At 44.3% G+C, this 13,083-nt stretch carries 11 protein-coding genes; 1 reads left to right on the top strand and 10 read right to left on the bottom strand.

The annotated features are described in order from the left end of the window. Positions 1-5: 5 nt before the first annotated feature. The 10 genes from GSF04_RS20525 to rsmD all read right to left on the bottom strand — a co-directional run bounded on the left by GSF04_RS20525 (position 6) and on the right by rsmD (position 10,635). Positions 6-842 carry a class I SAM-dependent methyltransferase gene (locus GSF04_RS20525; RefSeq protein ID WP_211858646.1) on the bottom strand — a complete coding sequence of 279 codons (837 nt, stop codon included), beginning with the start codon at positions 840-842 and terminating at the stop codon, positions 6-8. 100 nt (positions 843-942) lie between these two features. Beyond that, positions 943-2,529: a bifunctional phosphoribosylaminoimidazolecarboxamide formyltransferase/IMP cyclohydrolase gene (purH, locus tag GSF04_RS20520; protein ID WP_211858645.1), complete on the bottom strand. Its 1,587-nt coding sequence runs from the start codon at positions 2,527-2,529 to the stop codon at positions 943-945. Between the two features lie 211 nt (positions 2,530-2,740). Further along, positions 2,741-3,031 carry a DNA-binding transcriptional regulator Fis gene (gene fis / locus GSF04_RS20515; RefSeq protein WP_010374122.1) on the bottom strand — a complete coding sequence of 97 codons (291 nt, stop codon included), beginning with the start codon at positions 3,029-3,031 and terminating at the stop codon, positions 2,741-2,743. A 45-nt stretch (positions 3,032-3,076) separates the two neighbouring features. Continuing rightward, on the bottom strand, positions 3,077-4,042 hold the full coding sequence (gene dusB / locus GSF04_RS20510; RefSeq protein WP_211858644.1) for a tRNA dihydrouridine synthase DusB: 966 nt from the start codon (positions 4,040-4,042) through the stop codon (positions 3,077-3,079). A 303-nt stretch (positions 4,043-4,345) separates the two neighbouring features. Then, the gene (gene prmA, locus GSF04_RS20505) at positions 4,346-5,218 is read right to left on the bottom strand and encodes a 50S ribosomal protein L11 methyltransferase (RefSeq protein WP_211858643.1); all 873 of its coding nucleotides are present in this window, start codon (positions 5,216-5,218) and stop codon (positions 4,346-4,348) included. 74 nt (positions 5,219-5,292) lie between these two features. Further along, the gene (gene rpoD, locus GSF04_RS20500) at positions 5,293-7,143 is read right to left on the bottom strand and encodes an RNA polymerase sigma factor RpoD (RefSeq protein ID WP_211858642.1); all 1,851 of its coding nucleotides are present in this window, start codon (positions 7,141-7,143) and stop codon (positions 5,293-5,295) included. 121 nt (positions 7,144-7,264) lie between these two features. Next, a complete protein-coding gene (gene dnaG / locus GSF04_RS20495; RefSeq protein ID WP_211858641.1) occupies positions 7,265-9,004 on the bottom strand; it encodes a DNA primase in 1,740 nt (579 codons plus the stop codon). Positions 9,005-9,181: 177 nt separating this feature from the next. Further along, the gene (locus GSF04_RS20490) at positions 9,182-9,628 is read right to left on the bottom strand and encodes a GatB/YqeY domain-containing protein (RefSeq protein ID WP_010374111.1); all 447 of its coding nucleotides are present in this window, start codon (positions 9,626-9,628) and stop codon (positions 9,182-9,184) included. A gap of 20 nt (positions 9,629-9,648) precedes the next feature. Next, on the bottom strand, positions 9,649-9,864 hold the full coding sequence (gene rpsU / locus GSF04_RS20485) for a 30S ribosomal protein S21 (RefSeq protein ID WP_010362466.1): 216 nt from the start codon (positions 9,862-9,864) through the stop codon (positions 9,649-9,651). A 186-nt stretch (positions 9,865-10,050) separates the two neighbouring features. Continuing rightward, positions 10,051-10,635: a 16S rRNA (guanine(966)-N(2))-methyltransferase RsmD gene (rsmD, locus tag GSF04_RS20480; RefSeq protein WP_010607193.1), complete on the bottom strand. Its 585-nt coding sequence runs from the start codon at positions 10,633-10,635 to the stop codon at positions 10,051-10,053. Between the two features lie 262 nt (positions 10,636-10,897). On the opposite strand from rsmD, the gene ftsY reads away from it, so the two are divergent. Then, positions 10,898-13,081 carry a signal recognition particle-docking protein FtsY gene (gene ftsY, locus GSF04_RS20475; protein WP_211858640.1) on the top strand — a complete coding sequence of 728 codons (2,184 nt, stop codon included), beginning with the start codon at positions 10,898-10,900 and terminating at the stop codon, positions 13,079-13,081. Positions 13,082-13,083: the final 2 nt, after the last annotated feature.

The raw sequence follows: 13,083 nt of genomic DNA, 5'->3' as shown, positions 1-13,083 counted from the left end.
TCCTATTAAAGCTTTTTGAATTTTAAGGTCATGCGGTCGCTTTCCCCAATCGCTTTATATTGCGCTGCTTTTTCATCACCTAGCGCTAAGCGAGGTGGCAGAGTCCAGACGCCTTTTGGATGATTGGCGCTGTCTAGCGGGTTGGCGTTAATGTCGCTGCTTGCAACTAATTCAAACCCAGCTTGCTTAGCGATATCAATAACATAACTTTGCTTCATATAACCTGACGACTTTTGATCCTCAAGTTGGCGGTGCTCAGGCAGACGGTGTTCAACCACACCTAAAATGCCACCAGGTTTCAGTGCCTTATTAAACGCGTTGAACGCGCTAAGTACACCTTCATCCCCTTTACCCATGTACCAGTTATGCACATTACGGAAGGTAAGTACCACGTCAGCACTGCCTTGTGGCGCAATATTACTGTGCGTCACTGGTGCAAATTCCGTGATCTTTACTTCACTATAGTCTGGGTTGGTTGCTACTTTTTCTTTGTAGCCTTTTAATGAGCGTTGATAGTAGCCAACATCTGAATCAGCAGGGAAGTGCGCTGCATAATAGGTGCCTTGACCCTTAACCAGCGGCGCTAAAATCTCGCTATACCAACCACCACCAGGTGCAATTTCTACCACGGTCATTGATGGTTCAATGCCAAAAAAAGCAAGCGTTTCACTTGGGTGGCGATATTGGTCTCGGGCTCTATTTTTTTCGGCTCGATTGTCGCTAGCAACGGCTTTTGCAATCGCGCTTGGTACTGCTTGGCTGGAGTTGGATTCTGTCGCGTTACAGCCTACTAAAGTAGTAAATACTGCAGCAGCGATAAGAGATTTCATACCTAGATTCATCGTTAGCTTCCTTCATTCTGTTATGATTATGCTGTAGCCAGAATACTGGAAATTAGCTGAAACAAAAAGCGCGAAACTCATAAGTTTCGCGCTTTATTGATTAATGGCGGAAGTGGCGCATGCCGGTAAACACCATTGCCATTCCCGCTTCATCAGCGGCGGCAATCACCTCTTCATCACGCATTGAACCACCCGGCTGGATAACCGCAGTGATACCCGCAGCTGCAGCGGCGTCAATACCATCACGGAATGGGAAGAACGCATCAGAAGCCATCACAGAACCCGGAACTTCTAGGTTCTCGTCTGCGGCTTTGATCCCTGCGATTTTTGCAGAGTATACGCGGCTCATTTGGCCTGCGCCCACACCAATAGTCATACCATCACGGGCGTAAACAATCGCGTTGGACTTAACAAATTTAGCGACTTTCCAGCAGAACAGTAGATCTTTTAGTTCTTGCTCTGTAGGTTGACGTTTTGAAACCACCTTAAGGTCGTCCAAACCAACCATACCTTGATCACGATCTTGTACTAAGATACCGCCATTAACACGTTTAATATCAGTACCTGTGGTTTTGTTTGACCACTGACCACATTCTAGTAAACGTACATTTTGCTTCGCAGCAACGATTTGTGCGGCTTCTTCTGATACGCTAGGTGCGATGATAACTTCAACAAACTGACGCGCTACGATGGCTTCCGCCGTGTCGCCGTCTAGCTCTCGGTTAAAGGCGATGATACCACCGAAGGCAGAAGTTGGGTCGGTCTTAAATGCGCGGTCATAGGCGGCAAGAATGTTTTCATCTACCGCAACACCACAAGGGTTTGCGTGTTTTACGATAACACAAGCCGGCTTATCAAACTCTTTAACACACTCAAGTGCGGCATCGGTATCAGCGATATTGTTATAAGACAGCGCCTTACCTTGAAGTTGTTTAGCTGTCGCGACGGATGCTTCTTCAATGTTGTTCTCAATATAGAAAGCAGCGTCTTGATGCGAGTTTTCACCGTAGCGCATATCTTGCTTCTTGGTGAATTGCATATTGATAGTGCGAGGGAATTTGGTTTCCTCTGCTGCTTCTTCCGTATAATCCGGAACCATTTTACCGAAGTAGTTGGCAATCATGCCGTCATACTGAGCGGTATGCTCGTAGGCCGCAATAGCAAGGTCGAAACGTGTCTTGTATGTTGTAGAGCCAGAGTTCGACTTCATTTCTTCAATGACGCGGCTGTAGTCATTCGCATTTACAACAATGGTCACGTCTTTGTGGTTCTTAGCCGCAGCACGAACCATAGTTGGACCACCAATATCGATATTTTCGATTGCATCTTCTAGGCTACAGTCAGCTTTCGCAACAGTTTGTGCAAAGGGGTATAAGTTGACTACTACCATATCGATTGCAGAAATATTGTTTTCAGTCATGACGTCTTCGTCTTGACCGCGACGTCCTAAGATACCGCCGTGCACTTTTGGGTGAAGCGTTTTAACGCGACCATCCATGATTTCTGGGTGGCCAGTGTAATCAGATACTTCTGTTACTTTAATGCCGTTGTCTGCAAGTAGTTTGCAAGTACCGCCAGTTGATAAAATTTCTACGCCTTGAGCTGCAAGTGCTGTGGCGAATTCAACGATACCGGTTTTATCTGACACGCTTAGTAGGGCGCGACGAATTGGACGATGTATATCCATGATGGTTCAGGTTTCCTCAATGATTAGTTAAGGGCTAGCTTAGAAAGCCGGTATTTTAGCGCATTATTGTTAAGATGACGATGTTAAAAGGCGAGATAAACATGAGAAAAGTGCGATATGAAAAGGATAAATGTCCGCTAGATGCTGAATTTTAAACAATAAAAAAGCACCCGAAGGTGCTTTTTTATCAACTAAATTTTACTAGCAGTGCTTAGTTCATGCCGTATTTTTTTAGCTTCTTGCGAAGTGTGCCACGGTTAATGCCTAAAAGGATCGCTGCACGAGTTTGGTTACCACGAGTATAAGTCATAACCTCTTCAAGTAGAGGTGCTTCAAGCTCAGAAAGAACTAACTCATAAACGTCTTGTACGTCTTGACCATTAAGCTGCTTTAGGTAGTGATGTACAGCTTTTTTAACTGCATCGCGCAAAGGTTGCGGTTTCTCTTGTGACTGAACATGAGCGTTAGTAATAAATGGAGAAGTCACATTTTGTTCGAACATCGTTATGTCTCTTTCTTAGTTAGCCTGAAGGATGAATAAATTCATTCACCCTAATGTTTCAAAATAGTCTTCTAATGCCTCGATTTGCGCTTCTGGCGTCTCCAAGGCATTGAATACTCGCCTAAATTGACCTTCTTGGTCATGGGCCTGCAAATACCAAGATACATGCTTGCGTGCGATGCGCGCTCCCATTGGCTCACCATAGAATTGATGAAGATTTACTAAGTGCTCCATCAATATTGCTCGAACCTCTGCTATTTCAGGTTCTGGCAAATGTTCACCGGTTTGCAAATAATGGTCTATTTCTCGGAAAATCCAAGGACGACCTTGGGCGGCTCGACCAATCATAATGGCATCTGCGCCCGTGTATTCCAGCACCTGTTTCGCTTTTTCAGGAGACGTAATGTCACCGTTTGCTATCACAGGAATAGATACTGAACGTTTAATTTCTCTGATCGTGGCGTATTCAGCTTCGCCCTTATACATACATGCTCTTGTACGGCCATGCACGGCTAGCGAAGCAATGCCTCGACGTTCAGCTATGCGAGCAATCTCAACACCATTACGATTGTCTGTGTCCCATCCTGTACGGATTTTTAACGACACAGGTACGTCAACGGCAGCAACCACAGCGGTTACGATTTCGTCAACCAACTCTGGATATTGCAACAATGCTGAGCCTGCAAGCTTCTTGTTCACTTTCTTAGCGGGGCAGCCCATATTGATATCTATGATCTGCGCACCGTTTGCGACATTAAATTGTGCTGCTTGCGCCATCAACTCAGGATCTGCTCCTGCGATTTGTACCGAGCGAATGCCCGATTCACCGCTGTGATCCATGCGATTTTGCGACTTATCGGTTTTCCACACTTTTGGATTTGAAGACAACATTTCTGATACCGCAAGCCCAGCACCTAGACGTCGACACAGTTGTCGAAACGGTCTGTCGGTGATCCCAGCCATTGGTGCTACGATAAGATTGTTTTCAAGTTGGTATGGACCAATACGCACTACAGTTTAATCCGCCTTACCTCAAGGGGCGCTAAGTTTACGGTTTTTTTCGCAAAAATCAAAGGTTATAAATTGAACATAATTGCTTTTTTTTTGAACTTTATGGGTTGACATTTGATAACAACCTGAGAGCTCAGATAATTTGCACGAAATTTATGCAAAAACAATTTTAAAGGTACAATTTGAGCCGAAAATTTAAGCTGTGAAAAATGCGTAAAGCCTGTTAATTACAGGCTTTACCAGTTAAAACTTACTAACTTTCATTGACTCGCTGATACTTTTGTCAGCGTTACGTTAGCAGCCTTATTTTTTCACACCGCTGACGCGCGTCCATTCACCCTGTTTAGCAATGTTGTCTAGCTTTAAAAATGGTGTATAAACATCCGCAACAGATTGTGCTTGCTCTTCTAAAATACCAGACATGGCGATGGCACCTTTGTCGCCCAAGAAGCCGAGAATGATTTCGTGTAGCTCTCTCAGCGGCTGTGCAAGAATATTAGCAACAACGATATCAGCACTGAATTGCGGCTGATTTTCAGGTAAATACACTTCTAGCTTATCTGCAACGCCATTACGCTCGGCATTATCGCGGCTTGCGATAAGCGCTTGTGGATCGATATCAATACCAATCACACGCTCAGCGCCTAATTTGATTGCTGCGATCCCTAAAATCCCAGAGCCACAACCAAAATCAACGACCGTTTTGCCACTGAGGTCTTGTTGTTCTAACCATTGCAGGCAAAGTGCGGTTGTGGCATGAGTACCAGTACCAAATGCAAGACCAGGATCCAGTAGCACATTGACGGCATTGGGATCTGGCACATCACGCCAGCTTGGGCAAATCCATAATCTCTCGCCAAACTTAATTGGGTGGAAATTATCCATCCACTCGCGTTCCCAGTCTTTGTCTTCTAGCTGTTCAAGCTTGTAGTTTAACGGCTTGTCATATTGTGACTGGACAAAGTCAACGACTGCTTGCATATCATGGTTCGCTTCAAATAAACCGATCACCGTTGTCTCAGGCCATAAGATGACTTCGCCAGGTTTTGGTTCGTAAACGGGATTGTTTTTACTATCCATGAATGTGACAGACGGACAACCGACATCCATAAGCATATCGCTTAACGCATCGGCATCGGCTTTATCTGAATAAATTCGGATTTGGATCCAAGCCATGTGTGTATACCTATTTAATCCAATTACTATAAAAAAGGCCGCTGAATAGCGGCCTTAATCTTATTTGCTACTTTTTAGCCCTTAACGTCTAAAAAGCTCTTTAATAGATCTGAGCGAGAAGGGTGGCGCAGCTTACGTAGCGCTTTAGCTTCAATCTGACGAATACGCTCACGTGTTACATCAAACTGTTTACCCACTTCTTCTAACGTGTGGTCTGTATTCATATCGATACCAAAACGCATACGTAGTACTTTAGCTTCACGAGCGGTAAGACCTGCAAGTACCTCGTTGGTTGCGCCACGAAGACTTTCCATCGTTGCTGAATCAATCGGCGACTCGATAGTAGTGTCTTCGATAAAGTCACCAAGATGTGAATCTTCATCATCACCAATTGGCGTCTCCATTGAGATTGGCTCTTTAGCGATTTTTAACACTTTGCGGATCTTATCTTCAGGCATCATCATACGTTCTGCCAATTCTTCAGGACTTGGCTCACGGCCCATTTCCTGTAGCATTTGACGAGAGATACGATTCAGCTTATTGATTGTTTCAATCATATGCACTGGAATACGGATAGTTCTTGCCTGATCCGCAATTGAGCGCGTGATCGCCTGACGGATCCACCACGTTGCGTATGTTGAAAACTTATAACCACGACGGTATTCAAATTTATCAACCGCTTTCATCAGACCGATGTTACCTTCTTGGATCAGATCCAAGAACTGCAGACCACGGTTGGTATACTTTTTAGCGATTGAAATTACAAGACGTAAGTTCGCTTCAACCATTTCTTTCTTCGCACGGCGAGCTTTTGCTTCACCAATACTCATGCGACGGTTGATGTCTTTAATACGCTCAATGCTAAGACCTGTGCTATCTTCAAACGCTTTAAGCTTGTTAACACAACGCTCGATTTCAGGTTTTACTTCAGCAAGTTTTGCTGAGTGTTTTTCACCTGATGCAATTTCAGCATCGATCCATGCGGTATCGGTTTCATTGTTAGCAAAGTGCTTAACGAAAACCTTTTTTGGAACCTTAGCAATCTGAACTGCTTGCTTCATGATGATGCGTTCTTGAACACGCACTTTATCCATCATGTCGCGCATGTTATTTACCATGCGGTCGAATTGCTTAGGAACTAACTTGAAAGTACGGAAGTGATCGCCAATTTCCTGAATTGCAGCTTTCGCATCTGGGTGCGAGCGACCTTTACTTTCAAAAATTTCTCGCGCTTTATTGTACAGCGTACGAAGTTGTTCAAAATGCTCACGAGCTTCTTCAGGATCTGGACCTGAATCGCCTTCTTCTGAGTCATCATCTTCATCATCTTCATCATCATCTTCGTCATCCAAGTCTTCATCACTTAGCTCAGAACCGATGTGTGTTGCTGAAATTGGTGCTTCGTCTTCCTCGATAGCATTAGGATCAAAGAAACCAGAAACAATGTCGCTTAGGCGCATTTCTTCTGCTTCGTACTTGTCCCATTGCTCTAGCAGGTAAGTAATAGCTTCAGGGTATTCTGCAACAGAAATCTGTACTTGGTTGATCCCTTCTTCAATACGCTTAGCGATTTGGATTTCGCCTTCACGAGTTAGAAGTTCAACCGTACCCATTTCACGCATGTACATACGAACAGGGTCAGTTGTGCGGCCAATTTCTTTTTCTACTGTTGCTAAAGCCGCAGCCGCTGCTTCCGCAGCATCCTCATCTGTTGTTGTTTCTTGCATCATCAACTCATCAGCATCAGGCGCATTTTCAGAGACCTGAATACCCATATCGTTGATCATGCTGATGATATCTTCTACCTGATCTGAGTCTATGATGTCTTGTGGAAGATGATCGTTAACTTCTGCAAAAGTTAAATAACCTTGCTCTTTACCTTTCTGAATCAGAAGTTTGAGTTGTGACTGAGGAGATTGATCCATAGAGAAATTTGCTTCCACTCTGAAAAGTTGATACAACAGGCGCCAGCTATTTAACAGCTAAATTTTGATGACGCAGTGAATAGAACATTATAGCACCGAAAATTGCTATTGACTAGAACTTCTACTGTTTAAGCGCTTGGGTAAGGAGTGCGCATTCTAGCCGCTCATCATTTGTTAGGCCTTCGGTTTTCTCCTTTATTAATAGGGTCTCTAGGCGATAATTTAAACACTGATCTTCAATAAATTGAAAAGTATTTTTAAATTCGTCTTCTAGCCTATCTTCAGCAACGCCATGTTGCCACACCGCAAGCTTTTTCAAGGCGTCGAATTCAGCCTGATCGCGATAATGTTCAAGTAACTGTGCTGTGTTTATTTGCGGATTATCGTGACATAACATTTGTAAGCTCAGCAGCAGTTGAATACCTGGGATCGCCATTTCACGGAGTTCAGGCATATACTCAACCGTTTGCGCAAGCTGTGGATGTTGGAGCAGTAAACCGATCGCTCGACGCATCGGCGTGACTTTAAATTGGCGCTCAATTTTATTCTGCTGTTTGTTACTTGCCAATTTAGCACTAAGTTGCTCACGAGTACGACCAATTAACCTGGCCAAGGTCGTTAATAAACTCTCTTGGTAGTAGTCACTGGGTATTTTGCTGATCAGTGGAATGGCATCGGTAAGCAGCTTGGATTTGCCTGCATCATTTGTAAGGTCGCATTGCTCACGTAATTTGGTAAACAATACTTGCGTATAATCGCTTGCTGTATCTAGCCGTGCTTCAAAGGCATCTTTGCCTTCTTGCTGTACCAATGAGTCTGGATCTTCACCATCAGGTAAAAAGACAAACTGTAGAGACTTACCGTCTTTTAAGTTAGGTAAAGCGTGGTCAAGCGCACGCCAAGCAGCATCGCGGCCAGCTCTGTCACCGTCGTAGCAGCAGATCACTCTGTCGGTATTACGAAACAAAGTTTGCATGTGTTCAGCGGTGGTTGCAGTGCCTAATGCGGCAACGGCGTAATCAATGCCTTTTTCTGCTAGGGCAACGACGTCCATATAACCTTCCACAATCAACACTTTATCTAATTGCTTATGTGCTTGTTTAGCTTCATAAAAACCATAAAGTTCGAAACTTTTATGGAAAATGCGTGTTTCAGGCGAGTTTAGATATTTAGGGCCTTGATCTGCACCCATTATCCTTCCGCCAAATGCGATGACACGACCACGTTTATCACGAATAGGGAACATCAAGCGATCGCGGAAGAAGTCAAATTGGCGGCCAGCTGACTTTTCTGATGCTAATTTCAAATCAAGTAGCTGTTGTTTGTGCTCAGGCTTGCGGGCTATTTGATTACACAATGACTCCCACTCAGGTGGTGCATAACCAATCATAAACTTTTGTACAGTTTCGCCACTTAGGCCGCGGCCTTTTACGTAGTCAATTACTTGAGTGGCATTGCTATGGTGTTTTAACTGATGCTGGTAAAACTTAGCGGCTTGGAGCATTAAGTCATAGTCAGACTTTTTTTCTTCCATTGAACGCTGCGGCCCTTGTGGGGCGTTTTCGCGTGGTACTTCTAAGTTTAATAGGGCGGCTAGTTCCTCAATGGCATCAACAAACTCAAGCTTGTCGTATTCCATTAAAAAGGAAATTGCGTTGCCATTAGCACCACATCCGAAGCAATGATAAAACTGTTTATCACGTGACACGGTAAATGAAGGCGTTTTTTCATTGTGAAATGGACAGCAGGCTTGATAGTCTTTTCCTGCTTTTTTTAATCCCACACGACCGTCTATGAGCTCGACAATGTCCGCTCTTGCGAGCAAGTCATCAATAAACTGTCTAGGGATTTTGCCTTTCATTTATGTTCCGAAGTTGTATTAGTGAGTGAGCGCATTATATCAAGTAGCAACGAGAAAAAATCAACTTAATTCAATTAAGGTATCTTATTAGCGCTGCATTGATGCGCATGACGCCTAAAACGAAGAAACCGAGCACTAGGCTCGGTTCACTTATCAATCATACAATTGTATGTGGGCTTAAGCGGTAAGTCTTTGCTTAATTAAACCAGAGACTTTACCCATATCAGCACGACCTTCAGCTTCTGCTTTAATCGCACCCATTACTTTGCCCATGTCTTGCATGCCTGACGCACCAGTTTGTGCAATCACGGCATCAATTAGCTCGACAATTTCATCTTCGCTAAGTGGCTTAGGAAGGAATGTCTCAAGTACGCTAATTTCGTTAGCTTCGATATCAGCTAAGTCTTCACGCCCTGCATCTTTATACTGGGTATAAGAATCGCGACGCTGCTTAACCAACTTAACTAAAACCGCAGTAATACCTGCGTCGTCTAGTGTAGTTTGGTTGTCGATTTCTCGCTGTTTAATTTCAGCAAGTACCGCACGAATCGCGCCAAGACGAAGTTTCTCTTTGGCTTTCATCGCTTCTTTTTGCGCGTCTTTTAGCGTAACTAATAAGCTCATTGATACAAGACCAATACTGATTAGTATAATTTAACGCGACGTGCGTTTTCGCGAGAAAGCTTCTTCATGTGACGCTTAACCGCTGCAGCTTTTTTGCGCTTACGCTCAGCAGTTGGCTTCTCGTAGTGCTCGCGACGACGAACTTCAGAAAGGATACCTGCTTTTTCACATGAACGTTTGAAACGACGTAGTGCAACGTCAAACGGCTCGTTTTCTCTTACTTTAATTACTGGCATTAAAAATTCACCTACCTAATTAATGAGCTTAGCTCTATCTGGCTAAAAACTAGCCAATTGGTTCAAAAATGGTGCGGTATTGTAATCTGAAGCAAGACCGCATGTAAAGCCTAAATTATAGCTAAAAACACCAGCCCTGTCATGTTATACGCTAGCGGCTGTTTTTTCATTCTTTGTGAGGGAATTTCAGCGCTGATAAAGGCGGCAGATCACTTGTCCTGCATGCTTTTCTTTAATCACTTGCCAATTTTCTGGTGTTTCAGGTTGTGCTTCTTGTTCAAATTCAACATAGATGAGTGCGTCTTCGCTGAGCCAAGATTGTGACTCAAGTAAGTCACAACAAGGAGTCACAAGTCCTTTGCGAAAGGGGGGGTCAATAAAAACCAAGTCATATTGCTGTTGCTTAAGGTTATTTGCCAGCATGGTTAACGCGTCGGTATTAATGATTTCAACGTTATCCAGTTTGAGTAAAGTTGCATTATTGCTAAGCTGCGTCGCCGCGGTTTTATCCAGTTCGATAAAGGTCCCGCTTGCAGCGAAGCGCGAAATAGCCTCAAATCCTAGACTGCCAGCACCAGCAAAGCAATCGAGTACTTTTGCGTCTCTTACGTCCTGCATGAGCCAATTAAAAACGGTTTCTTTCATTCTATCTGTTGTTGGTCTTAATCCCACAACATCATGAACAGGTAACTTGCGACCTTTATGCTTACCACTGATCAGGCGGATGAAACCAGATTGTTTGGTATTTGACTTGGGCTTAGATTTTCTCATAGCGACGTAATTTGCTTCTTTATTAAAGGTTCTTGGTGTCAGGATTTTTCATCCTTACGGAACATGGTACACTTGCACGCAATTTTGTCTAAGCACTAAGGTTGCCATCCTCGGCTTGCCTTTCGAGCCCAAAATTAAGTGTGATATCAATCCAAGTAAAAGCAATAAGCTGATGCGGATTGGCGTTTTCGAGTATGGTAGCAAGATCATCAACATTTTGCTTTGGGTTTATGCAATTTATCTAACACGGTCATAAGTGAATATGGGAAAGAAAAACAAATTTTTATCTTGGTTGGGCTTTGGTAAATCCGATAAAGAGCAACAAGAAGCTGAACGCCAAGAACAGTTAGCAAAAGAACAAGCCGAGCGTGAAGAAGCCGAACGTCAAGCACAACTTGCAAAAGAACAAGCTGAGCGTGAAGAAGCAGAACGCCAAGAAAAATTAGCTCAAGAACAAGCTGAGCGTGAAGAAGCGGAACGTCAGGCACAACTAGCGAAAGAACAAGCTGAGCGTGAAGAAGCAGAACGTCAGGCACAATTGGCTAAAGAACAGGCTGAGCGTGAAGAGGCTGAGCGTCAGGCGCAACAAGCAAAAGAACAAGCTGAGCGTGAGGAAGCAGAACGTCAGGCGCAATTAGCGAAAGAACAAGTTGAGCGTGAAGAAGCAGCACGCCAAGAACAGTTAGCGAAAGAACAAGCTGAGCGTGAAGAGGCAGAACGCCAAGCAAAATTAGCTCAAGAAGAAGCTGAGCGTGAAGAGGCAGAACGCCAAGAACAGTTAGCGAAAGAACAAGCCGAGCGTGAGGAAGCAGAACGTCAGGCGCAACTTGCAAAAGAACAAGCCGAGCGTGAGGAAGTAGAACGTCAGGCACAATTAGCGAAAGAACAAGCTGAGCGTGAAGAGGCTGAGCGTCAGGCACAACTTGCGAAAGAACAGGCTGAGCGTGAAGAAGCAGAACGTCAGGCACAATTAGCGAAAGAACAAGCTGAGCGTGAAGAAGCGGAACATCAGGCACAACTTGCGAAAGAACAAGCTGAGCGTGAAGAAGCAGAACGTCAGGCACAACTAGCGAAAGAACAAGCTGAGCGTGAAGAAGCAGAACGTCAGGCGCAATTAGCGAAAGAACAAGCTGAGCGTGAAGAAGCAGAGCGTCAGGCACAATTAGCGAAAGAACAAGCCGAGCGTGAAGAAGCAGAACGTCAGGCACAACTTGCGAAAGAACAAGCTGAGCGTGAGGAGGCAGAGCGTCAGGCACAATTAGCGAAAGAACAAGCTGAACGTGAGGAAGCGGAACGTCAGGCGCAATTGGCTAAAGAGCAAGCCGAGCGTGAAGAAGCAGAACGCCAAGAACAGTTAGCCAAAGAGCAAGCTGAGCGTGAAGAAGCGGAACGCCAAGCAAAAATAGCTCAAGAACAAGCCGAGCGTGAGGAAGCAGAACGTCAGGCACAATTGGCTAAAGAGCAAGCCGAGCGTGAAGAAGCAGAGCGTCAGGCACAATTAGCTCAAGAACAAGAAAAGCCGAAAAAAGAAGGTTTCTTCTCCCGTCTTAAAAAAGGCTTGTTGAAAACCAAGGCTAATATCGGCTCAGGCTTTGCTTCGGTATTCAAAGGCAAGAAAATCGATGATGAGTTGTTCGAAGATCTAGAAACGCAATTGCTAACAGCTGATATTGGTGTTGAAACTACGATGAAGCTGATAGATAACCTGACTGATGCTGCTGATAGAAAGCAGTTAAAAGACGGTGAAGCTTTATATGATCTAATGAAAAAAGAAATGTCAGAGATCTTAAATACGGCAGAGCAACCGCTTGAGTTCCCTGCCGATAAGAAACCTTTTGTTATCTTAATGGTTGGCGTAAATGGCGTTGGTAAAACGACAACAATCGGTAAGCTTGCCAAACAGTTTCAAAGCGAAGGTAAATCTGTCATGTTGGCGGCTGGCGATACTTTCCGCGCGGCTGCGGTAGAGCAGTTGCAGGTATGGGGTGAAAGAAACAGTATCCCTGTTGTTGCCCAGCACACCGGAGCTGATTCTGCGTCGGTGGTATTTGATGCCTTCCAAGCCGCTAAAGCGAGAAATATCGATGTATTAATAGCGGATACAGCGGGTCGATTACAAAATAAAGATAACCTAATGCAAGAGCTTGAGAAGATAGCTCGAGTAATGAAAAAGTTAGACCCTGATGCGCCACATGAAGTGATGTTGACGATTGATGCCGGAACTGGTCAGAATGCGATTAGTCAGGTAAAACTGTTTAATCAAGCGGTTGGCTTAACTGGTATCACGTTAACTAAGCTTGATGGTACAGCCAAAGGTGGGGTTATCTTTGCTGTGGCGGATCAGTTTAAGGTACCAATTCGATATATAGGTGTAGGTGAAGGCATTGATGACTTACGCACCTTTAAGAGTGATGACTTTATCGAGGCATTGTTCAGTCAAGAATAAAT

Origin of the sequence: Pseudoalteromonas sp. A22 (assembly GCF_018141345.1) — a bacterium.
In the GTDB taxonomy this organism is placed as follows: Bacteria; Pseudomonadota; Gammaproteobacteria; order Enterobacterales; family Alteromonadaceae; genus Pseudoalteromonas; species Pseudoalteromonas maricaloris.
The sequence above is the reverse complement of the archived record's forward strand: the minus strand, read 5'-3'. Positions and strand labels throughout refer to the sequence as shown.